The sequence below is a fragment of the Bdellovibrio sp. HCB2-146 genome (genome assembly GCF_047345725.1).
Lineage (GTDB): Bacteria > Bdellovibrionota > Bdellovibrionia > Bdellovibrionales > Bdellovibrionaceae > Bdellovibrio.
In genome coordinates this window covers 639,408-661,083 of record NZ_JBLEQP010000001.1, presented here as the reverse complement: position 1 = coordinate 661,083, position 21,676 = coordinate 639,408, and the positions used below count along the sequence as shown (strand labels likewise).

Here is a 21,676-nt window from a genome sequence, read left to right as displayed (position 1 = left end):
ATATGAATAAAGAATCACTCGATTATAAAAAAGCCGGTGTCGATATCGCAAAAGGGGACGCGTTTGTTGAGAGAATCAAAAAACTCGTTCCCACAACCTTTAATGAAAACGTGGTTGAAGGTATCGGTGGATTTGCGGCCCTTTATAAAGTTTCCCCGGATCGCCTATTAGCCTCATGTACAGACGGGGTGGGCACGAAACTAAAAATTGCACAAACGCTCGACAGCCACAAAGGTGTCGGTATTGATCTCGTCGCCATGTGTGTAAATGATCTTCTTTGTGTCGGCGCAAGGCCACTCTTTTTCCTCGACTACATGGCCTTTGGAAAACTCAATACAAGAATCAGTGAAGAACTGATCGAAGGCATGGTCGATGGTTGCAAACAATCAGGGATGGCTCTCATTGGTGGAGAAACCGCAGAAATGCCAGGCTTCTATCAAAACGATGAATATGACCTCGCAGGATTCTCTGTCGGAGACCTCACACCTGAAGAAATGTTCGATGAAAAAAACATGACAGCAGGGGATGTGCTTATCGGTTTGGCCTCAAGTGGTTTTCACTCAAATGGTTATTCACTTGTTAGAAAACTCGTGAAGCCCGAAGAAACAGAGCTGATGCAAGAACTCCTGACGCCTACAAAGATCTACGTCTCGATATTTCAAGCGATACGTAAGACCTTCCCACAAGCGCTCAAAGCCTGCGCTCACATCACAGGCGGAGGCATCCACAATATCCCGAGAATGAGCAGCAAATTCGATTATAAAATCGATTCGTGGCCAGCATTGAATGAAGTCGCGCCCGTGATTGGCAAAGTTACTGAGCGCGTGGATGCGACAAAGGAAGAACTTTATCGCACCTTTAATATGGGCATTGGTTTTGTGATGTTAGTGGAGAAGGCCGAAGCGGAACGCGTTCTTTCATTTCTGAAAGAACGCGGTGAAAAATCTTGGATCTTAGGTTCGATCCGTGAAGGCCGAGGAGAAGTGCTCGCTGCTTTCTAAGGGCACGGTGTTTTTGGAGTCGTGCCTGTTGTTCCGCCAGTCCCAGTTCCAGAGCCCGCTCCAGTTCCTGCACCAGAGCCCCCGCCTGTTGAAGGCGGCACTGTCGGAGTCGGTGAAGGACTTGGAGACGGACTTGGACTAGGCGATGGCGATGGTGACGGCGAAGGACTAGGTGATGGAGACGGCGTTGGCGTTGGTGCCGGCGTCGTTGGTGTCGACGCTACCGCTCCATACAGTCCTTTGCACCCATTGATATCATCATTTCTGAGAGTTAAAAGATAACTCACAGGATGATATGGATTTGCAAACATAATAGATTCAGAAATATTCGAGTGAGAAAGACCTAACATGTGGCCCAACTCGTGGTTCAACACACCTTCATAGGTGCGCGCATCACGCACATCATAGATGCTCATGTTGATATCAGATTCACCAAGTTCTAAGGCATTCGAGCCACGAACTGTTTTCCAGTAAGAGTAAGTCACGCCGGAAGCACCACCAGCGTCACCCCAACTGATCACATTCAATCCATCTTTTTGTCCTGCAGTCCACGGGGCATTGGATTCACCTAAATAAGTGAACTTAATTCCGCACACAGAAGTCCAACGACTGGTACTTGTTTTAATAAGGTTGATGACTTGTTCCTTCGTAAGAGTTGAAGGAGCATTGGCGTGATTATAGTAAAACTGAATCTCGCCGGTTCTCCATTTAGGTGCACCATTGGTGCTTGTGCTGTCATTAAGATAAACCGCAGTTTCGTGAACCAGACCTTCTGATTCCTCAACAATAGGAGTGTAGACAACGTGGTCTCCATCGACCAATTCATGAAGGTGACCGTCGTGATTTTCTTCCGACGCTTCATATTTGTTTGTGTCAACCGCACACTGTGAAGATCCAGTTGATGCGAGATCAACGCCGGTTTTTTCATCACCAAGTTGAACCATGTTACAGTTCACACAAAACAATAAAAAGAATCCGGAAAGTACAAGGCGTTCGGCTGTGCGACGCATACCTGATTGAGTAGTCACCCGTTCCCCCTTGCTAACAAAGGAACTGGAATTCAAGAAACAGTCCAGAGCTCAAATACAAATTATGGGCTGCTTATTTACAAAACGAGCTGAGATCGAATCTTGTGCTGTTCACCTGACAAGAATTCACCAAAGGTTCGACAGCAGCTAAAGTCGCTAAAACCTTTAAAGAAATTTGAACCCCGTTTTATGCCGAGACATGCAATGTCCAAGCATCTGACAATCACGGCGCGGGTTTCTGATTCGTAATTTGCCCCTCCTACGGTGATTCGAGACGCTGAACAGGTGAAAAAAATCGCTTCCATCTTAATATTGGTAACTGGAATTATTTGTGGGGGCTTGAGTGCCCATGCAGATTCACTCTTTGATCGGCGTCTCAACACGGGACAGCTTCTTTACGAAGCCCTTCTTGAAAAAGGAGTGGCTCGGCCGGCCTTGGATCTTCTCTTTCGCATGTTTGACTATAATGAAGGACGCATTCCCAACGTCGACTATGCGGTGATCGTTGATTATACAATGCGCTCAACAGAGAAAAGACTCTTTTTATTGAATTTCATTTCGGGACAAGTCGACAGATACTATGTCGCCCATGGAATACGTTCGGGCGTTGTGGAAGCTCGAAACTTTTCAAACCTCCAAGATTCGTGGAAAAGCTCTCTGGGCTTTTATTATGCCAAGGGTACCTACACCAGCCCTAAAAATGGACTGTCTTTATATCTAGAAGGAATTGATCGCTCTAACAATGCGGCGAAAGATCGCCAGATCGTTATTCATGGAGCCAAGTACGTGAGCGACGAATTTATTCTGAAAAATAAAAGACTGGGTTGGAGCGAGGGCTGCTTTGCCGTCGCTCTGGAAGTGGCTCCTTATTTGATTTCGACTTTGCAAACTGGCAGTTTGATATTGTCCTATCACCGAGATCTGATGGGTTATGCTCGGCAATATCCCTGGGAACAGTCTTTATTAGGTGAAGAACTTGTCCCACGCGATGTGAACCGCAATCGCACACCGGGAGAAGGCGGCGGAACCGATTAGGGTTCCGCGATTAAGACGTCTTCAATGATTCCAGCTCTTAATATCAAGTGAAATATCTGTTTGATCTTTTCAGAATTCAATTCGTTAGAGAACAATCCTAGTGTTGCGCTGACGGAATGACCCTTCTGCAAAGCTAAGATCACGCGTGCTTCGATCGGGCCAATCGGCATAATATGGATATGGTGATCTTTCTTATAAAGAAGAAGATGCTCCGGTTGTTCCCAAGGAATGTCTTCAAACATATAGGAAGGTTCTTTGCGGCGTGCCCAGATCTCAGAGACGGCATAAGGACTTTCAAATACTTCCATGGCATCGACAAACTTCAGACTGTAGTCCGTTGAACGCATAAAATCCTGAATTTGCTCAACTGGCAAAGGATCAGGGCTGGGACGATGATAGAGGTTTTTAAACATCCACTCAAAACGAGCGAGATCATAAAGAAACGGAATGCCTTTGGCGTCAGCGTTGATTTTCAAAAACTCCGGAAAGGTTTCTCCGTAATCAGAGAGGTTGTATGAAACTGACGGCTCGGTCTCAATAAATTTCTTGCAGATCTTGCGAAAGAGATCATTTCCTAAAGACCAGTTCACGGTCTCGTAAGTTTCATGCAGGGCCTCGGTCAGGCGACCAATATACTTTTGATGATAAATCTCAAAAGCATTCCGCACCGATATTTTTCCAGGCGGCTTAAGCGAAAGCCCTTCATCGGACGCAGGCATCAGAGTCATATTTTTAAACGAGTTCTGTGTTTCGCTGAGTTTCATAATTAGCCTCCAGTATTTGTACGGCCTTTTGCACTTCTTGTTCGAGTTCAGGGAAAGTCGGAATATTACGGTCACGTTCAATAATGATAGGAAGATGGCGAATCCGTGGCGCCACTGCTGCAAACAGCGACCAGAGCTCTTTGGTGACGGCTTCTGCGCGGCTGTCAATAAGAAGAGAATCTTCGATGGACCAGCCTCCTAGGTGAACTTGCGAGACATAAGAGAAATTCAATTCATTGAGGTATTGCAGAGGGCTGAAGCCATGATTGACCGAATTGATATACAGACTGTTAAGGTCTAGTAAAATCGTGCAGCCCGTGCGTCGGCAGAGTTCATCGATAAATTCCGTTTCTTTCAATTCGTTATCTTCGCTGACCAGGTAACTTGATATATTTTCAAGAGCTAATGGGCGGCGTAAATAAGACTGAGCCAAATCAATATTTGCTGACATGATATCCAGAGTCTCTGCCGTGTAGGGAAGAGGAAGGAGATTGTGCAGATGGTGAGTCGGCGTCCCGGTCCAACAAAGATGATCGGAAATTAGGAAGGGCTCAACTTGCTCCGCCAGTTTAGCGAGCTTACGCAGGAAATCCATGCGCACGCCATGGGCACTTCCGAGATTCAGAGACATGCTATGCAACGCCACCGGATATTGATTGCGCAACTGAATCAACATTTCAAAGGGACGGCCGCGAGAGTCTAAATAGTGTTCGGTCAATCCTTCAAGGCTTGTCGCGTGAGTCAGGGGCTTCTGCTCCAAATGGCAGAAGTGAGCAGGTCTGAGTCCCAGACCTACCTTATGGGATGCATGAGGGAAAAGCACAAGGCCTCCTTATAATTTCAATTATTTTTTAGGAGAGGGAACTTTTGCTTCTCCCTCGATCTCGATTTTTATTTCGTCGCCAACTGTAACGCCACCTTTATCAAGGGCTTTGTTCCAAATCATACCGAAGTCTTTGCGATTTACTTTTGTTTCAGCTTCAAACGTGACAACTCGGTTTCCCCAGGCGTCGGTGACAGCTCCGTTGTAATCGACATCGAGAGTGACAGGTTTCGTAACTCCGCGAATTGTTAAATCACCGTCCACTTTGTCAGGCTTGTCTTTGTCGTAGTGGACTTTTTTACTTTTAAAAGTCATATCAGGATATTTTGCGGAATCAAAAAAGTCAGGACTGCGCATGTGTTTGTCGCGATCCTTTTCATTTGTATTGATAGAGTCTGTTTTAATAGTGACTTGAATGTCACTGAGTTGCATGGTCTTTTCATCGAACTCGAAGCTGCCGTTGAATTTGTCAAAGCGACCTTTGACTTTAGAAACCACCAAGTGAGGAGCAGTGAACATCACATTCGTGTGAGCGGGATCGATTTCGTATTTTGCGGCAAGGGCCGAAGTTGCAAGTACGACAGATGCAAAAGTCAAAAGAAGTGCGCGCATAAGAATCCTTTCTAAGATAATTCAGTTAAGCAGCACTCCTTAATTTTTGAGATGAAGCCAATAATGACAAATTACGAGTTGGAAAAATTAACTTTTGTTAAAGCGCAGACTTAGCGACGACAAGAGTTGATGCTTAAGAAATCGCGTCCTTTAAAAATCACGTCTTTAAGGAATTGAAATTTCGCAGGATTTTGGCGTAGCAAAAGTTGGGGCTCATAAATGTAAGCCGTGAAGGATTCTGCGAAGTCTTCACGCGGGCTCGACATTGCATAATCAGAAACAAATTCTTGTCGGTTGGCACCACGCGAAGTATTCAGACTTGTGCCTTCGCGATGTATCCACTGAGAGAGCCCCAACCACTCTGGTTTCAATTCGATGTTGTGGAACTGGTGATCCGAGAGTGCATGCGCCACTTCATGAATAAGAGTTTCGCGCTTCACATCCGAAGCTGCGATTTCCCACAGGTCATAGAGCCGAATTTGATTGTCAGCCAGTGTGCAAGGGTGTCCACCGAGTTCTACAGTTTTTCCCCGTGTCAGACGAGTGAGTTGCATATCTTGAGTAATAGGTAAAAATTCAGTCGGGATGTCTTGCAGCGCCATCAAAACCTCATCGAGTTCGGCCACAGTAAAAGGCGAAGCATTGGGGTAACGTAAGTGCGAACCGTTCATATTAAACCGCGCGAGCATATATGCCAGTCTCAGTCCGACCTGAGCCCCGAAAACTTCTTTGATCGCGCAGAGAACTTTTTTGCAGTTGGGTTTGAAGTAAAAAGGAATATCAGGAGCCATCAGAATGACTTCTTGTCCTTTGACCTTAACGCCTTCTCCGCGAGTCGATTTTTGCAAAGTCAGCATTGAGTAAAGTCCCAAGCGAGCGGAAGACTCCTCAACGAAACGCACGCCATTGACTTCAGCCCAAGGCAAGACGTCCTCACCATATTGATCGAGCCATGTTTCCATTTCTTTTTCCGAGACTCGATGGCGATTTACACACGAGGCTTTGGAAATCTGAAAAGTCGGTTTTGAAAGATAAACTTGATCAGTAAGTCCTTCACCGGGATGGCGAATATCACTGCAGGACATCGCCCACGCATGAGAGCCCACGAGAACAAACAACAAAATGAACATAAACTTGCGGCCCATACTCGGATCCTTTCTGACTTTTTATATGAGAAGAGCTTCAATACTTATGCCAGTGTCTCATTCTGATACGTAGCATCTACGTTGACTCCGTTCAATACCCGAGCGAGCCTTAGATTATCAACATCAGGAGACGGCAATGAAACTCGTAGCAGCTTTGTTTCTCGGAATGGCTTTGGCCCTAACGGCATGTGTGGATGAAACTAAAAAAGAAGACGATAACGGCGGATATGAAAATATCACGAACTATTCCATCTGCGAGCAAGGGCGTCCTTTTTCTATCGAAGGCTCTTGGGTGATTTCGCAACGAAAAGGTGATGAGTATTCCCGCATGACCATGCAAATCTCTAAAAACTCAGTTCAGCTTCGAAACGAGTGTTCAAAACAAGGTCGTACGCTGACGGTGCAAACAAGTGGATCATCACGTTATGACGGTTTTAATTTACATTTCTTAAGTACAGGTCGCGATCATAAAGAAATCAATGAAGAGAGCTTTAAAATGACCTGCACGATTTCCGTTGAGCCGGGATCAATGCCGTACACATTCCGCGGACCTTGTTTGCAATTCTTAGATCAAGGCGACCAAGCTGGATTCACAATGGTGCCAGCCGGTTATGGTTTGCAATCATCTGAGGACAATCAATAAGTCTAACGACTCCAACGTTTCTGCAACATCACGCTGACAGTTTTTGAAAGTGTGGTGTTGCTAGGATCACCAAACAAAGTTTGATCAGAATACGAAAGCGTTCCGGCTAAGTTTTGTCGGAATGTGTAGCTCGCCAGAAGACTTCCGGTCGCATAACGCTCTTTCGCAAACGTATAAATGTTCTGATCACCATCTGAGATCGAATCTTCATTCACCCAAGTGATTGAAGCCCCCAAGCGCAAATCGCGAATATTATAACCGCCACCTAAAGACGCTGAATGGCCCCAACCCGGTGTCACAGTTCCCTTGAAGTGTTCGTTGTTCACATCTTTTTCGATACGTTTATGAAGTTCAATAGTGCCCAGAACATCCCATCGCACCCAAGTTTTCGTTAAGATCGTGCCAGCACCCAAAGTCCAAAAACCACGACCACGATTTGCATACAAGTTATCACTGTCGTATTGAGAACTTCCCGTCGGCGCGATCAAAGTTAAAAAGCCAATTCCTTTAGGGCGCCAAGGATTGTAATCCCAGTCGGGCAGATATTCGTAACCAACGAGAGCCATCGTATCGCCAAGACCTGAAGCTTGACCACCGGCGAGACCATCTTGATTTTTCATCATCAACGGAATTGATAAGCCCGCCTGATAACGATCGGCAAAAATATGTGCACCTTCCAAACGAAGTGTTTGTGTCAGGTCCGATTCTTTTTGTTTTTTCCAAACACCATCGGATTGCACGCGCGTATCCAGCGACGAGTAAGAATAAGAAGTGGTGAGTTGGGCTTTGTCGTCACCTGTGATGATCGAGGGCAAAGCAAAACCGCCACCGCAGCAAGCGGCGGCGAAAGACTGCTGAGCAAAAAGACTCAGCAATAAAAAACTAGATAGAGATCGGTTGAATAACTTCAGCAGTTTCATTTTTATCGTTTTTCAAACGAATACGAATTTCCCAGTCACCTGGCATCACGAAAAACACGTTGTACACACGGTAAACGCCGTCAGAAACTTTTTGAATCTTCACTGGTGAAGAACCATGTCCCATGTCTGGCATCCACAAAACAACCGCCAGTTGTGCTTGAGGATCAACGGCAACTTGTGGATCATTTGCCGAATAGAATTTCAAAAAGAAAGAACCCATGTCTGAATCAGTCGGTTGCTTTTCCCATTGAAGATCAACACAAAGACCATTGGCAAAAGCCAATGCGCAAGTTGCAGCTGGTTTGTTATCAGCAGTGCCTGTCACTTCATCTTGATAATTCGGATGAGCACAAGCGATTGTGGCAAATAAGAAAGTTCCCAGGAATGCCAATTTACCAAACATTTTTATTTTCTCCTTCGCGTGAAATCACGCAACCCAAAGTGCGACCTTCAGCCGTGCGCACCTTCTGACCTTTTGTAATATCTTGTAAAGCTTCGTCTAAATAATTTCGATCGGATTGATCCGCCATCGCGCTATTGGTAACGCCACCTTGATAGAGAACTTCTCCTTTAGGTGAAATCACAAAGCTGTGCGGAGTTTTAAATGCCTTTAACTGATCGGCGATTTTCGCGCTGTCATCTTGTAAAACTGGAAACGGTAGACCGATCAACTTAAAATAACTCTGAGATTCTTTAACTGTTTCATCCGAGTTTGAATGAACGGCCACAAAGCGCACGTCTTTGTATTTTTCGGCAAGTTTTGTGAGGACGGGGAAGTGGCTGTTAGAACAAGGGCAGCGAGCCGACATAAAAACCACAACCAGGGCTTTTTTATCAGAAAAATGAGTCGCATAGTGAGCGGGAGCCCCCTTGACGAGGTCTTTCCCCTGAATTTCTGAGGGAACTTCAGCCTTAGCCACACCCAAAAGGGCGCTCAAAATAAATATAAGCATCCCGGGATCTATACTCCAAACGTGAGGTCCCGGCAAAGGCAGCATAATGTTGCAGCGCTTTTTTCACGGTGACCGAGGAGGGGGAAGTGGGCTAGAACGGGCGCGTGAATCCGATTAAATCCATTTTAGGCTTTTTTAACTTTGGCAGTGGTGATCAATCCCCGGAAAAAGCACGTCTTTTCTGGCTGGTCCGCATGCGCTGGTTATTTATGGCCCTTGTGTTGATTCTCAGTCCGATTGGTTGGATGACGGGCTTTTTAGATCGTACCAGTTTCATCCTTTTTATGGGTGTGCTGGGACTTCTCTTTGTTTTAAACTTTGTCACGCAGGCGGTGTGGCTGGATAAAAGCCGCAAGGTGAGTGTGCTTGCGATTCACGGTCAACTGATGGTGGATCTGGTTGTTCTCACAGGTTTGCTTTTACTCAGCGGTGGTCTTACGAATCCTTTCTGGATTTTACTTTTTATCAATATCGTCTTAGGTGCCTTGTTATTATCGGCCGATATGGCTTTGCTTTTCCAAATTGCCTGCCATTTGTCGCTCTTTGTTTTGCAGATCGTGCCTATCACCGGAGATGGAAACGAAGATGTGCTGCTGAAAGTAAATGGCGGCCTTTATCTGGTGCAACATCTGGTTCTTCTCATGATGTGGGCTGCAAGCCGATCGTTTGGTCGTTACTTGCATCAACAACAAAAAAGTCTCTTACAGGTACAAGTATTTGCCGAAAAGATGGATCGCTTGCGCGCTCTCGGGGCCTTGACGGCGGGGTTCTCGCATGAGTTTGCAAGCCCCTTGAATACGTTAAAGTTGCGAGTGGATCGCGAAGTTCGCAATCAAGGTGAATCAACGAACTTGCAGGAGATGAAAAAAGCTCTGCAAGAATGTGAAGCCGTGATCCGCCAAATGAACAGCGCACAGATGGATCCCCGTGAATATCGTTTCCAAGTTTTTGATTTGGTTTCTTGTATGCAAGATCTTCTCGATGTTTGGAAACGCGATCACAAAGAAGCACAAGTGCAGATTCAATCCCTGCAAGCTCCTCACTGGGTGAAGCTTCCGCAGATTAATTTTGCGCAGATGTTTTTAAACCTATTGGACAACGCTTACGAAGCATCAGGAACCGCACCGATCACGATCGAGTTTACAGATCACAATGAATCTCATCTAAAACTCATCGTGAAAAATCAAAACTCGTTCTTTGATAAAGATGTGCTTGTACGCTTTGGCGAACCGTTCGTAACGACAAAAGCCACAGGCACGGGGTTGGGTCTTTACACGGCTCATCTCTTTATGCAGTCCTTGGGCGGCACGATTAAGCTTCAAAATCAGTCAGATGGCGCAGCCGTCGAACTTTTATTTCCTAAAACTCTCAGTGAAAAAACACCGGAGGCGTTGGTATGAGTAAAGGTCGTTTGCTTCTTTTAGATGACGAAGTCGGTTTCAGAAAAGCCTTAGCGGAAGATTTCGCGGAGCGCTCTTATGAAGTCGTTGAGGCGGGGAGCTTGCAAGAAATCAAAGGACAGTCTTTTGATTTCGCGGTCGTCGACTTGCGCCTCGTGGGTGAAAGCGGACTGGCATCAGTTGCGGAAATTCGCGCGAACAACTCCAATTGCCGCGTGGTGATTCTAACAGGCTACGGCAGTGTCGCAACGGCGGTAGAAGCGATGAAGTTAGGCGCAACCAACTATCTGCAAAAACCAGTCAGCTCCGACGTCATCGAAGCGGCCTTTAACCCAGAATTCAAAGCCAAAGAAACAAAGTCTGACGAGATCAAAACCTTGGATCAGAACGAACACGAATACATCGAGTTCGTCCTGACAAAAAACCAAGGCAACATCACTCAGACCGCAAAGCAACTAGGCCTGCACCGCCAAAGCCTCCAGCGAAAACTAAAGAAGTACCCCTAAAAAGTTCCTGCTTCTTTTTTCAGTCTACACTGCATCATCTTTGTGCATCTTGGTTGATTGTCACGCCAAAATTGCAAGGTGCGAATTGCCTTCCCTAAAATTTGAAAGCTCGCAATAATGTGGGGATGGGATATCCAATTGCCGACCTGTTAAATCTGACTTCATTTAAAAATGCGGGTTCTGACCTTGTTGGGCGAGAAGTCGTTGATAACTTGCTTTTAGCTTATTTACTGCCGCTGAGCGCTCGAGAGTTTCCAGCACTTGAAATCGGTGTTTTCGAGGGAGATTCCGCAGTTTTCATTGCTGAAGCTTTGCAAAACCAAGGTCGTCACCTGGTGTTGGTGGATAATTTAGGTTTTCTAACGACCGATGAAGAACGCCAAATATTTATCAAAGACGTCGTCATGAAAAAGATGAGCGAACATAAACTGGATTTGTCGCGGATCGAATTTATTTGCACTGACTCCACGAGCTACACCTGGCCTGCGCAAAAGTTTTCTTTTTTCCATATCGATGCCACGTCCCCTGAAGAAGATATTGAGTCCTGTTTGAAACTCTCAAACGGTGAAGCGATTTTTGCGATTGATGATTTTTTGATTGTCCCGCATCACCTAGAAGTTGTTGTCAAATTGATTCAAATAGGAAAAATCCATCCTTTTGCTATCGGCAATAAAAAGATCTTCTGCAGCGACAACAAAGAATTTGCTTCTAAAATCGCCTCAAATACAAAGATGTGGGATGAGTTGGGCGAAGTCCTTCGCACCGAGTCTGCCCGGTTCTTTGATCATCCGATCATAAAGATCTACACCCAAAGCAGTAAGTTCTACCACGCTCGAATGGCGAAATATCAGCTCTAAAACGAAGAGGTCTGGCCCTAATGGGAGCGCCTATATATCGCCGAGCTTTTGCATAGCTAATTTTTCTTTAACAGCCAACGCCTCACAAATTTTCGAAGCTTTCATCAAAGGTGGCGATGTTAAATTTTTTCCAGATTCTCCGATGAGCGTCGCGACCTGGCTCCAGTCTTCAGCTATTTCACGAAAAGAAACATGTGCGTCTTTAAGTTTTTTCGTATCCAGTATCTGTGAACTCTCTTGCAAGAAGTCTCGATAGAAACAACGGAAAATGGAACCCCCAGTTCCTGCACGTTCCATTAAAAGAGACTGCAGAGTTAGATCCTTCTCGGGATTCTTCGCATTCTCGAGCCATTTTGGAAGAGATTTTGCGAGCTTTTCAATTCCCAGATAGCTCATGCCCTTAAACTCAGGGTTTAGGTATGAATTTGCATTGTTTCGAATCGCTGATTGAATAGCTGAATTTAGGGACACTTTCTTAGAAGTTGCTTTGATCGTCCAACTTCGCGCCTTCGCCGACATCGGGCCTTTGGCAAAGCGTGCTTTTTTAAGATCGGAAAGTGCGATTTTGTGTTTGCCGCCTTGTTGTTTGGTGTCCATCACGAGCACGTGAGTTCCTTCAATACCGAAGCAGGCAATCGCATGACCTGCGAAATGAACTTTTGAGGAAAAATAATCTAGATAATAAGAATCAAGTTGGAGTCCGACTGGAAATCCGTCTTTAAGAGGTCCCAACAGATTTTCCCAAGCTTTTGATTCAGAGCTTGTTTCTTGCGCTTCGAGTTTCAAATTGAGGTTCGCGCAAAGTTTTTGGGTGATCTCGAAGGGCTTTGTTCGGCCTCCCACAAATGGCAAATTAAAACTCTTCAGGTTTAGAAAAATAAATCCCAAGCCTTCAGACAATCCAAACATCATCGGTTCAGACAGGGTGATGCCTTGATGGTACAAGAGATTCCCGGTTGCCGTCGTTTCGCAGTGTTGCCCCTCGAATAACTTGTACGTCACTAAGACATTATCATTCTTCATAAAGAACCCTCGCGGACTTAGAGTAATCCAACCCGCGTAGCTGGTCAGCAGAAGAATTATTTAGGGCCTAAAGCGAAAGTTGAAAAAGCACCCGCAACAGATCAAAGCTAGCGAACAGAGCTTTCACACCAAAAAGTGGGATCACAATATAAAGCAAAGTATCGCGAATCAGGTAATAACAAAAAATAGCGGCAAAAATTCTCCAGCCATAACGTGCCCGAAGGCCGCGAAGGCCACCTTCCATGTAGGTGGCCTTCACGTTTTGGAGGGTTCTCATAACTTGATTCCAACTTTACGAGCGAGTTCTGATCCATAGTGAGGATCACACTTCGCAAAGTTTTGGATATTCGGGCGAACGATTTCTTCAGGCAGACCTTTCATCGTGCCCGCAAGATTCGAAGTTAAGCGATCACGCTCGGCTGGAGATAACAAGCGATACAAGTCCCCAGCCTGCGTGAAATCATCATTTCCTGCATGAGAGTCATAGCGATCCGCGTCTCCTGAAATCGCTAATGGCGGTTCACTAAAATCACGTTTTTGCACAGGACCACCAAAACCATTTGGTTCGTAGTTGTCAGCGCGTCCGTCGTTTCCATCAAATCTCATCGCGCCGTCTCGGTGATAAGTATTCACTGCGCTCTGAGGGCGATTCACGGGAAGGGCTTGATAATTCACACCCAGGCGGTAGCGTTGAGCATCAGGATAGCTGAACAAACGGCCCTGCAACATTTTATCGGGAGAGAATCCAATTCCCGGTACAACGTTCGCAGGGGAGAACGCCGCTTGTTCAACTTCAGCAAAATAATTTTCTGGGTTGCGATTGAGTTCCAGAACCCCGACTTCAATCAAAGGATAGTCCTTATGCGGCCACACCTTCGTCAAATCAAAAGGATTCACGTGATATTTTTCCGCATCCTTCTCTGGCATCACTTGAACTTTCAAAGTCCAACGTGGAAATTCCTTGCGCTCAATAGCTTCAAACAAATCACGACCGGCATAATCTGGATCTGTTCCCGCAAGCTCAGTTGCTTTTTCAGGAGTTAAATTGCGAATGCCTTGCTGAGATTTGAAATGGAACTTCACCCAGTAGCGTTCGTTTTTCGCATTTAAAAGACTAAACGTGTGGCTACCAAAGCCATGCATAAAGCGATACCCATCTGGAGTGCCGCGATCACTAAAAAGGATAGTGATTTGGTGGAGAGCTTCCGGAGCAAATCTCCAATAGTCCCACATTCTGTAAGCATTTTTGTAGCCGGTACGAGGATCGCGCTTTTGCGAGTGGATAAAGTCCGAGAATTTAAGCGGGTCGCGCTCAAAGAAGACGGGCGTGTTGTTGCCAACAAGGTCCCAGTTGCCTTCGTCGGTATAGAACTTAATAGCAAAGCCGCGCGGATCGCGTTCGGTGTCAGCACTCCCTTTTTCTCCGGCAACAGTTGAGAAACGGAGGAAGAGAGGCGTCTTCTTCCCGATCTCAGAGAAGATGCTGGCTTTAGAATATTTTGTAATATCATGAGTGACTGTAAACGTCCCATAAGCACCGGATCCTTTCGCATGAACAACGCGTTCTGGAATTCTTTCGCGGGCAAAGTGTGCAAGTTTCTCAATCAGATGCACGTCTTGTAAGAGCAACGGTCCACGAGGCCCTGCACTTGCTGAATGTTGATTTTCTGGGATGGGATTTCCCGCTGCTGTAGTTAGTGTTTTGCGTGACATGATTAAAACCTCCACGAAAGTTTTTTGAAAAACGAACTAAAATAAAACGTACCTAAGGAAAGAAAAAAGCGGGCCTTTTGCAGAGTGCTGCGAACGGGGGAGAGATCACTTGCACCTAAGTAGTCCGCGACGTCCTTTCTTCCGAAAGCACGCGCAAAATCCAAAGCTGTCAGACCCGCGAAGTTTTTAAGATCAATATTGGCACCGTGACTGATCAACGTTTTCACGATCGACAAATGCCCTTTAAAAGCAGCCCCCATCAGAACTGTATTCCCACCGTGATCTTCATCATCGACGTCAGCGCCAGCTTCTAAAAGAAGAGCCGCGGCATCAAGGTGACCGTTGTAGGTCGCAAGCATCAATGCGGAATAACCTTTGTGATTCTTCTCATTCAGCTCAGCTCCGGCAAGAATTTGTCGAGCGATTTCACCGATGTCTCCTTGGCGAGCGGCCGTAAGAAGGGCGCTTTCAGTCTGTTGTGTTTTTAAGTAGTCATCATAGGACCTCATAAAATCCCTCTCCTTGATGGACCTAGGATCGGTGATTTTAGAGAAGAGTTCCAATATCGGATTTCGATAGTCGTTATAGGTAATATCTATAAAGTTTAAATAAGATATAGATTTTTATATTAAGGCTCCGTCTGGTCGGGTTCGTGGTTGTTCGTTGTTCGCAGGAGCCGTCGACTGTGAAAAAGCTCCGAGAATTGCCTCGGAATAACGTATCAGAGTGAGAAATTTGTATCGAAAAACACACGAAAATGTACATTGCATTTTTGAAATGTCGAAATATCTTTTTAATTACCTAGTCTTAGAAGCCGATAAGTCATGTGTACGATGAATCACTTTTTGTTGAGTGGGTATCTCTGGATGTTTCGGAATTTGTTCCTCGCCTTAATGGCAACATTGTTCAGTACGGGTTGTACTCTCGATGCGCGACTTATTAAAGGAGTCCTCGAGGAGGAGCCTTCTATTGAATTCCCGGCTGCCGTGAATGCAAACTTCGTCAATCAAAATTTGCCAACGTCACTCACAAAAACAAAGGCTCACTTCGGAACGATCTCTCCGCAAAAATATTATTTTATTCAACCCGGACCGATCTCTGACATCGTTCGCAAATTCGTGAAAATTTCGGGTGCGACAAAAACAGAATTGAGCCTGCCAACCAACGTTATTGCCCATCACTATGCATTTAGTACGGCTTCACGAATTTATTATTTTTCGGATGAGATGCTGACGCCGACAACTCACGCGGTTTTCTTGCGTGCGCTGGATAAAGCAACTTTCACCTTGGTGGATTTTAAATGTAACGGTTTCGATGTTGATTTGCTTGATCATAAGTCCTTCGTAGCATGGCAAGAGGGTGCGGAGGGTTTTTATTTCAGAGTGAATTCAGCAAACCCTGCTATTTCAGGATCAAACGGATATGTTTACTATTCAGATGGCACCAACTGTGTGAACACCAATGCTTACACAGAACAGTTTTATCGTGCCTCCAATAAAACTTATGCCATTCACGCCGACAATATTTATTCGGTTGTCGCAGGTGTCGGGACATTATTGCGCGATGGAACAAATCGCCCGTTGGGTTCTGGATTAGTTGAATATCAAGGTGACCTGTATTTCCGCGCGGACGTCGACGCGACCGCTGGAACAAACTATCGATTGAACCGCTTGCACGCATCGACCGATGACTCCGTGGAAGAAATTCTGACTGAAACGGCCGCTAATTTTCCAGCGAAGAGTATCGCGCCATCAACTCTGGATGGAATTCACTATTATTACTGTTCCGTTGCCGGTTGCGTGAATGCGGGGCAGGTCTACCACCTGGACATGACGACCAAGACAGCCACCGCGATTTATAACGGTGCGAATCTCACCGAGGGACGTGTTTTACCTTTTGATGCAAGTTGGACATTCCTTGAAAGAGGTGCTGGCGGACATTACTTCCAGTCGATCGATAGTTCCAACGGAGCCCTCTACACGAACGTGCAGACAAACGTGACATACGAATACGGTGGAACGGGAAGTCTTTTCACTCAAACGTATTTTCCACAGTACGCCTATCTCGGGGGAACCTATTTCATTTCTGGTTACAGCCCGGCTGATGGCCACTCAGTTATTCAGCGCTTGAATCCCGCGACTTTGTCGATGGAGCCCGCTCTGACGAATTTTATGAATCCCTATTCCATGCGCCAGCGTGGAGGCGAACTTTTCTTCCTTGCTGAGCAAGACAAAAAAATTAAGCTTTTCCGAGGCGACGGAACGAATGGCGGGACGACGGCTGTGACTGGGATCACAAGTGATGACTACCAGATGGGGCGAGATATTTCCGGCGGAGGCATTGCTGTACGCCGTACGATAGACCTCACGAAAGAGGGTACGGACCTTTACGTGATGCTAAGTGGAAAAGAAAAAGTTTACTTGGCAGAATACTCCAACGGCCAAGTCAAATATGTCGAGATTCCCGGAGCCGTGTTTGGGAGCGACACGACGACGATCCTCAGTGTACGCGATTCTCAAATTCTGATTGCCACTCCCGCGCACGGCCATACGGGTTGGCTCGATACAAATGGGGTCGGGCAACATCGCCAACAGCCACCGGGAGTTCAAATTGTCAGTTATGACGGAGCACAGTTTACATATTGGTTGAATGGGGAGTGGGCGCTGTCCAGTGCTCCGCCTTCGTATTACTATCAAAGTGGATATGACTACATTGCGGATGCCGATGATCACCTAGTGGCTTTTTTCTACTCACCGGTCAATAATGCGGGCGTGTACATGCGCCGTGTGCTTTCGGTGGATAAAACAACCATAACTGATTTATTCGGAGAAAGCTCTTATGCACGTTCATCGACGAATGGCACTACGGTTGCCATGTCAGTGAGTGCCGATACTCCTGCTAATAACGGATTTTATCTGCAGCGAGCAGGCGTTAATCAAAAGATAACGACGACAGCTCTAGATCCGGCAAACTTTAGATGGGACGGCGATATCCTTTATTTCATGTCCGAAGATTCGGTCGATAGTAACTTATATGTGTGGAAGGTTGATACGACTCAGGTCACGCCGGTGCCGCAAAAAATTTCGACGGCGGCTGCATTCGGAGAGATTCGCGAAGATGCCTGGACAAAGCGAGTCTTCAAAGTGGGAACTGACGACTATTTTGCATTGCCGTCACCGACAGGGGTGAGTGGCGGTTGGGTCACGCAAGAATTCAATCTGTGGAAAGTATCAGGTGGAGTGGCGACACTTCATTCGGCAGATTTGCTTGAAGAAATCGTACCTGTCGTTGGTGGATTTTATTATATCTCAAGACCAACAAGTGGACCTGACAATGGTAAACGCTGTGTCCGTCGTATCATGACAGACGGAGAAGCATCTTCGACTTGTGAGGACTTGTTGTTCTATTTGAAGCCGTCACCAAGGGGTCTCACTGTTTCAGACGGAAAATATCTGAAAGTTATTAAAAATGATATGAGCCTCACGAATCTTTCAAAAGTTTATTTGAGTATGAATGATACCGACTACGATGCGCTTTTAGCGGCTCTGGTTGGCAGCTATCCGATTCAAGCACTGATTGAGTACTACAATTATTCCGCAGCTGGCGGAAAGATATTTAACTTTGCCTTTGCCGATGTTTTTGGTAACGCAGCCTTAACATATCGCGATTCGACAGGCGCAAATATGGTGGAAGCACCTTTCTCAAGTTCAACAGATGTTGATGTCGGCGGAACTCATGCGGGGCCGTTGAGCGAAAGGGCGCGCAGATATGTCTATTATCCGTTCTATGCACCGCAGGCGAACTCATTGCTGTTTTCAGCGAAAAAAGATTTTAGAAATAAGTTTTATATTGTCGGTGTGAGTGGCCCGCTGGATGCTTCACCACCGCCATAGATCAAAAGAAAAAGGCCCTCAAGAGGGCCTTTTTAATTACTGAAGAAGACTTCTCAACATCCAAGCTGTTTTCTCGTGCAGTTGGATACGTTGAGTAAGAAGATCCGCTGTCGCTTCATCTTCAGCAGAGTCTGCCAAAGAGAAAATACCACGTGCCGTTCGTGCCACAGCTTCGTGACCTAAAACCAATTGTTCGATCATTTCAGTCGCATCAGGAACACCTTTTGCTTCTTTGATCACAGTCAATTTCGCAAAGTCCGCATAAGAGCCTGGAGCGAATACACCCAATGAACGAATGCGTTCTGCAACCAAATCCACAGCTAAAGAAAGCTCTGTGTATTGAGTTTCAAACATCAAGTGAAGAGTGTTGAACATTGGACCTGTGACATTCCAATGGAAGTTATGTGTTTTAAGATAAAGAGTGTAAGTGTCCGCCAAAAGATGAGACAAGCCGTCTGCGATTTTTTTGCGATCTTTTTCGTCGATGCCGATATTGATTTTTGGAGCTGATTTTTTAGCCATGGTTACCTCTTGAAGTAAACTCTAGCTAAAAGCGGGGAATTTGCCAAGGCGGGGATTTGATTTTTAAACCGCTTCGGTCGGCACGCCTTCCAGGCTCAAAGCCGCCGCCTTTGGCGGTTCGTGGATGCTTCGGGCTCCTGCCCTCAACCCCTTCGGGGCTGGCGCTCAAAAATAGCATTCTGCTATTTTTGTCCATGCGCCGGCTAAGGCCGAGCCTTCGGGTTTAAAAATCAAATCCCCGCCTTGCCAAATCGTTGCCATTTACAGTGTCTGCTTAGAAAGGTTTGTCGTTTGAAAAATGCAAAAAAAATGGGCTCTATGAAAGCCCATTCTTAAATAATTCAGATTTAGTCTTTTTGTATTAGAACGTAGCGCCAACGTAGAAGCGCAAAAGTTGAGCTGAACCGTTAGCAAGAAGAGTGTCTTGGTCTTCTTTGTTGTATTTCTTGGCGTTTGTATAGCTCGCGTCCGCGTACTCAGAGGAAATCGAGTGAGAAAGAGGAAGAGTCAAACCTACCCAGTCACAACCCAATGTGAAGCTTTCCCATTGCCATTGATTTCCGATAACGAAGCCCGCAGAAAGCATTGTCGCTTCAAAACCGTAAGCATCTTTGTTGCTAGAAGTTGTGAAAATATAGTCGTTATCATACTTAATAGTTGAGTAGTCGAGACCACCGTTTACATAGAAAGAGTTCGATACGAACTTTTTCGCATGAATGCCCACTGAGTTCGTCTTAAGTTCATAATTTTCAAAGATACCGTCTTTACGAACGCCAGAAAGAACTTCCAATTGAACAACTGTGTTGCGATCGAGGTGGTAACCAGCAACAACACCTTGGCCAGATCCTTGGGCAACACCGACGCCGAAAAGTTGTGCTGCAACAACGTACTTCTTACCCATACGATTGTGCTCGCTTGAGCTTTCTTCAACGACTGCGGAACGTTTTTGCACGATAACTGTTTCTTGTGCGTGAGCCGAAAGGGCGATCAAAGGCAGGACAGCTGCAACAAATAGAGCGCGGATCATGGAAACTCCTCTGAGGTTATGTTTATGAGGAGAAGTTATAACAGAGCCCTTAGGAAATAAAAAAGGGAAGGTCGCCGACCCTCCCTTTTTAATGTTCTCAATATATAAACTCTAGTATCTGACTAAAGCTTCGACATCGAGTTTGCCGCCAGAGACGGATTTATTGGCCAATGAGTTGATCTTTTTAGCAGAGCCCAAGATCGCGGCTTTTACTTCCTGCCAAGATTTAGAAGGATTTGCCGACCAGTAAAGGGCTGCAGCACCTGCTACGTGTGGAGTTGCCATAGACGTTCCATCCCAGAAAGCTTTAAAGCCCATTTTATCGATGACAACGTCGCTATAGCCTTGCTCAACAACCGTAGAGAATACCTTTACGCCAGGAGCGCCGATATCAACAGTTTTAGCACCCCAGTTCGAGAATGAACCCAAGTTGTTGTTCACATCAAGAGCTGCCACAGAAATAATGATGTCGTGGTCATACGATGATGGATAGCTTGGAGCTGCATCCGTGTCGTTATCATAACCAACACCTTTGTGACCGTTACCTGCGGCTGCGATGAACAAGACACCTTTGTCTTGAGCGTATTGAACAGCATCACGCAAAGCCTTGTTCTCCGGTGCACCCGCTTCTTCGCCTTCAGAGCCCCATGAATTGCTCATGATTTTTGCGCCATTATCAACAGCGTACATGATGGATTTAATCGCATCAGCAGTTGTGCCTTGGCCTTTTTCAGAGATAAAGCGGATTGACATGATTTTTACGTTTGGTGCAACGCCTGCGATACCTTTACCGTTATCGCCACGAGCTGCCACGTTACCAGCACAGTGAGTGCCGTGACCTGGGTTGCCGCCTTTGAAAAGGATTTCAAGTGGCTCCATCGCAAGATCATAAGGTTTGTTGTCGTTAGAGACAAAGTCCCAACCAATCACGTCGTCGATATAGCCGTTGCCATCATCGTCGATACCGTTGTTTGGAATTTCTTTTGAGTTTCTCCAAAGATTCGGCAAAAGGTCTTCGTGAGTGTAATCAACACCTGTGTCGATTACCGCAACGACAACGTCTGGATTTCCTTTTGTTACTTTCCAGGCATTTTGTACGTTGTTGTCAATCATACCCCATTGTTTTGAGAACAAAGGATCTGCGCCCGTTGTTGCATTTGGAGCATCTGGGATTGCAGGGTTGTCAACTTTTGCCAAAGTTCCAAGATTCAACTCTGGATTGCGAGAAACCATTTTTGCGAAAGCAGCACGACGAAGAGGATCTTCGATGCGATAGTCTTCCAGCAAAGAGATTTTATAGTTTGGCTGAACGTATTCAATAGAAGGGTCTTTAGCTAGAGTAGCCAGGCTTACGCGTGCTGGAGCCTGAACGCGGATCCAATCACCGCCCAAGCGTTCGACTTTAGAGTTGCCCATTTCGAAGGTTTGAATCGCATTCGGTGCTAGTTTAATGAGCAAATCTTGCGTTTTGCGTTGGGCTTGGGCGTTGAGAGCGAGACTCAATACGCCAGCTACAACCAGTAAAGTTGTCATTTTCATGCTGTTGTCCCTTCCAAGTTAGCTCACTTTTTGCCGGATGACAGAGAGCTTCCTCGACTGATGTTGAGTGGAAATTTAAGTTTGTGGGTAAAAGAGGACAGAATCAATTTCAATGGATTAATATAATGGGGCGCGTTGTAGAAATCCGACGCTGCTCCTATAATCCGTTATCTAGTTGTCAGGATTACAGATTTTCAGTAACTACTTAATGATAGCTAAATGAAATTACAGAGGTGTATTTATGCACAACGATCAAGTGCAGGGTTCTGTGT

Annotated in this window: 22 protein-coding genes; 7 read left to right on the top strand and 15 right to left on the bottom strand. The window is 45.8% G+C overall.

Annotation, left to right across the window (positions count from 1 at the left end):
- Nucleotides 1–2: 2 nt before the first annotated feature.
- Nucleotides 3–1,001: a phosphoribosylformylglycinamidine cyclo-ligase gene (gene purM / locus ACLWOR_RS03300; protein ID WP_413939241.1), complete on the top strand. Its 999-nt coding sequence runs from the start codon at nucleotides 3–5 to the stop codon at nucleotides 999–1,001.
- Here purM and ACLWOR_RS03295 read toward each other — a convergent pair.
- Nucleotides 998–2,029 (bottom strand): matrixin family metalloprotease, encoded by a 1,032-nt coding sequence (locus tag ACLWOR_RS03295; protein WP_413939240.1) that lies wholly within the window; start codon nucleotides 2,027–2,029, stop codon nucleotides 998–1,000. The genes purM and ACLWOR_RS03295 overlap by 4 nt on opposite strands.
- 285 nt (nucleotides 2,030–2,314) lie before the next feature.
- On the opposite strand from ACLWOR_RS03295, the gene ACLWOR_RS03290 reads away from it, so the two are divergent.
- The gene (locus ACLWOR_RS03290) at nucleotides 2,315–3,064 is read left to right on the top strand and encodes a murein L,D-transpeptidase catalytic domain-containing protein (RefSeq protein ID WP_413939239.1); all 750 of its coding nucleotides are present in this window, start codon (nucleotides 2,315–2,317) and stop codon (nucleotides 3,062–3,064) included.
- On the opposite strand, the gene ACLWOR_RS03285 is transcribed toward ACLWOR_RS03290, so the two are convergent.
- The 4 genes from ACLWOR_RS03285 to ACLWOR_RS03270 all read right to left on the bottom strand — a co-directional run bounded on the left by ACLWOR_RS03285 (nucleotide 3,061) and on the right by ACLWOR_RS03270 (nucleotide 6,408).
- Nucleotides 3,061–3,828 (bottom strand): putative DNA-binding domain-containing protein, encoded by a 768-nt coding sequence (locus ACLWOR_RS03285; protein ID WP_413939238.1) that lies wholly within the window; start codon nucleotides 3,826–3,828, stop codon nucleotides 3,061–3,063. The two genes, ACLWOR_RS03290 and ACLWOR_RS03285, sit on opposite strands and share 4 nt — an antisense overlap.
- Nucleotides 3,797–4,651 (bottom strand): DUF692 domain-containing protein, encoded by an 855-nt coding sequence (locus tag ACLWOR_RS03280; RefSeq protein WP_413939237.1) that lies wholly within the window; start codon nucleotides 4,649–4,651, stop codon nucleotides 3,797–3,799. The genes ACLWOR_RS03285 and ACLWOR_RS03280 overlap by 32 nt, the downstream gene beginning before the upstream one ends.
- A 21-nt stretch (nucleotides 4,652–4,672) precedes the next feature.
- The gene (locus ACLWOR_RS03275; RefSeq protein ID WP_413939236.1) at nucleotides 4,673–5,263 is read right to left on the bottom strand and encodes a YceI family protein; all 591 of its coding nucleotides are present in this window, start codon (nucleotides 5,261–5,263) and stop codon (nucleotides 4,673–4,675) included.
- A 110-nt stretch (nucleotides 5,264–5,373) separates the two neighbouring features.
- Nucleotides 5,374–6,408 carry a putative zinc-binding metallopeptidase gene (locus tag ACLWOR_RS03270; RefSeq protein ID WP_413939235.1) on the bottom strand — a complete coding sequence of 345 codons (1,035 nt, stop codon included), beginning with the start codon at nucleotides 6,406–6,408 and terminating at the stop codon, nucleotides 5,374–5,376.
- A 136-nt stretch (nucleotides 6,409–6,544) separates the two neighbouring features.
- Between ACLWOR_RS03270 and ACLWOR_RS03265 the strand changes: the two genes are divergently transcribed.
- Complete coding sequence (locus ACLWOR_RS03265) at nucleotides 6,545–7,051, top strand: hypothetical protein (protein ID WP_413939234.1); 507 nt, start codon at nucleotides 6,545–6,547, stop codon at nucleotides 7,049–7,051.
- Between the two features lie 2 nt (nucleotides 7,052–7,053).
- On the opposite strand, the gene ACLWOR_RS03260 is transcribed toward ACLWOR_RS03265, so the two are convergent.
- From ACLWOR_RS03260 to ACLWOR_RS03250, 3 genes are read right to left on the bottom strand one after another with little or no spacing between them, the layout of a single operon-like run.
- Nucleotides 7,054–7,971, bottom strand: a complete 918-nt coding sequence (locus ACLWOR_RS03260; protein WP_413939233.1) for a hypothetical protein — start codon at nucleotides 7,969–7,971, stop codon at nucleotides 7,054–7,056.
- Nucleotides 7,934–8,374: a FixH family protein gene (locus ACLWOR_RS03255; protein ID WP_413939232.1), complete on the bottom strand. Its 441-nt coding sequence runs from the start codon at nucleotides 8,372–8,374 to the stop codon at nucleotides 7,934–7,936. Before ACLWOR_RS03255 ends, ACLWOR_RS03260 begins: the two co-directional genes overlap by 38 nt.
- Nucleotides 8,364–8,924 carry a redoxin family protein gene (locus ACLWOR_RS03250; RefSeq protein WP_413939231.1) on the bottom strand — a complete coding sequence of 187 codons (561 nt, stop codon included), beginning with the start codon at nucleotides 8,922–8,924 and terminating at the stop codon, nucleotides 8,364–8,366. The genes ACLWOR_RS03255 and ACLWOR_RS03250 overlap by 11 nt, the downstream gene beginning before the upstream one ends.
- 104 nt (nucleotides 8,925–9,028) lie before the next feature.
- Between ACLWOR_RS03250 and ACLWOR_RS03245 the strand changes: the two genes are divergently transcribed.
- The 3 genes from ACLWOR_RS03245 to ACLWOR_RS03235 all read left to right on the top strand — a co-directional run bounded on the left by ACLWOR_RS03245 (nucleotide 9,029) and on the right by ACLWOR_RS03235 (nucleotide 11,687).
- Nucleotides 9,029–10,324: a sensor histidine kinase gene (locus ACLWOR_RS03245; protein WP_413939230.1), complete on the top strand. Its 1,296-nt coding sequence runs from the start codon at nucleotides 9,029–9,031 to the stop codon at nucleotides 10,322–10,324.
- Entirely contained in the window at nucleotides 10,321–10,830 is a 510-nt protein-coding gene (locus tag ACLWOR_RS03240) for a response regulator transcription factor (protein ID WP_413939229.1), read from the top strand. Before ACLWOR_RS03245 ends, ACLWOR_RS03240 begins: the two co-directional genes overlap by 4 nt.
- Nucleotides 10,831–10,955: 125 nt before the next feature.
- Entirely contained in the window at nucleotides 10,956–11,687 is a 732-nt protein-coding gene (locus ACLWOR_RS03235; protein ID WP_413939228.1) for a class I SAM-dependent methyltransferase, read from the top strand.
- A 30-nt stretch (nucleotides 11,688–11,717) separates the two neighbouring features.
- On the opposite strand, the gene ACLWOR_RS03230 is transcribed toward ACLWOR_RS03235, so the two are convergent.
- The 4 genes from ACLWOR_RS03230 to ACLWOR_RS03215 all read right to left on the bottom strand — a co-directional run bounded on the left by ACLWOR_RS03230 (nucleotide 11,718) and on the right by ACLWOR_RS03215 (nucleotide 14,932).
- The gene (locus ACLWOR_RS03230; protein ID WP_413939227.1) at nucleotides 11,718–12,710 is read right to left on the bottom strand and encodes a BtrH N-terminal domain-containing protein; all 993 of its coding nucleotides are present in this window, start codon (nucleotides 12,708–12,710) and stop codon (nucleotides 11,718–11,720) included.
- 67 nt (nucleotides 12,711–12,777) lie between these two features.
- Complete coding sequence (locus ACLWOR_RS03225; protein WP_413939226.1) at nucleotides 12,778–12,987, bottom strand: hypothetical protein; 210 nt, start codon at nucleotides 12,985–12,987, stop codon at nucleotides 12,778–12,780.
- Nucleotides 12,984–14,423, bottom strand: coding sequence for a catalase (locus ACLWOR_RS03220; RefSeq protein ID WP_413939225.1), 1,440 nt, complete (start codon nucleotides 14,421–14,423; stop codon nucleotides 12,984–12,986). The genes ACLWOR_RS03225 and ACLWOR_RS03220 overlap by 4 nt, the downstream gene beginning before the upstream one ends.
- A gap of 2 nt (nucleotides 14,424–14,425) precedes the next feature.
- Nucleotides 14,426–14,932, bottom strand: a complete 507-nt coding sequence (locus tag ACLWOR_RS03215) for an ankyrin repeat domain-containing protein (RefSeq protein ID WP_413939224.1) — start codon at nucleotides 14,930–14,932, stop codon at nucleotides 14,426–14,428.
- A 384-nt stretch (nucleotides 14,933–15,316) separates the two neighbouring features.
- Between ACLWOR_RS03215 and ACLWOR_RS03210 the strand changes: the two genes are divergently transcribed.
- Nucleotides 15,317–18,316: a hypothetical protein gene (locus ACLWOR_RS03210; RefSeq protein ID WP_413939223.1), complete on the top strand. Its 3,000-nt coding sequence runs from the start codon at nucleotides 15,317–15,319 to the stop codon at nucleotides 18,314–18,316.
- Between the two features lie 36 nt (nucleotides 18,317–18,352).
- On the opposite strand, the gene ACLWOR_RS03205 is transcribed toward ACLWOR_RS03210, so the two are convergent.
- The 3 genes from ACLWOR_RS03205 to ACLWOR_RS03195 form a co-directional block, all read right to left on the bottom strand.
- Nucleotides 18,353–18,838 (bottom strand): Dps family protein, encoded by a 486-nt coding sequence (locus ACLWOR_RS03205; RefSeq protein ID WP_413939222.1) that lies wholly within the window; start codon nucleotides 18,836–18,838, stop codon nucleotides 18,353–18,355.
- A 361-nt stretch (nucleotides 18,839–19,199) separates the two neighbouring features.
- Nucleotides 19,200–19,865, bottom strand: a complete 666-nt coding sequence (locus ACLWOR_RS03200; protein WP_413939221.1) for a hypothetical protein — start codon at nucleotides 19,863–19,865, stop codon at nucleotides 19,200–19,202.
- A gap of 111 nt (nucleotides 19,866–19,976) precedes the next feature.
- Complete coding sequence (locus ACLWOR_RS03195) at nucleotides 19,977–21,404, bottom strand: S8 family peptidase (RefSeq protein ID WP_413939220.1); 1,428 nt, start codon at nucleotides 21,402–21,404, stop codon at nucleotides 19,977–19,979.
- Nucleotides 21,405–21,676 lie beyond the last annotated feature (272 nt).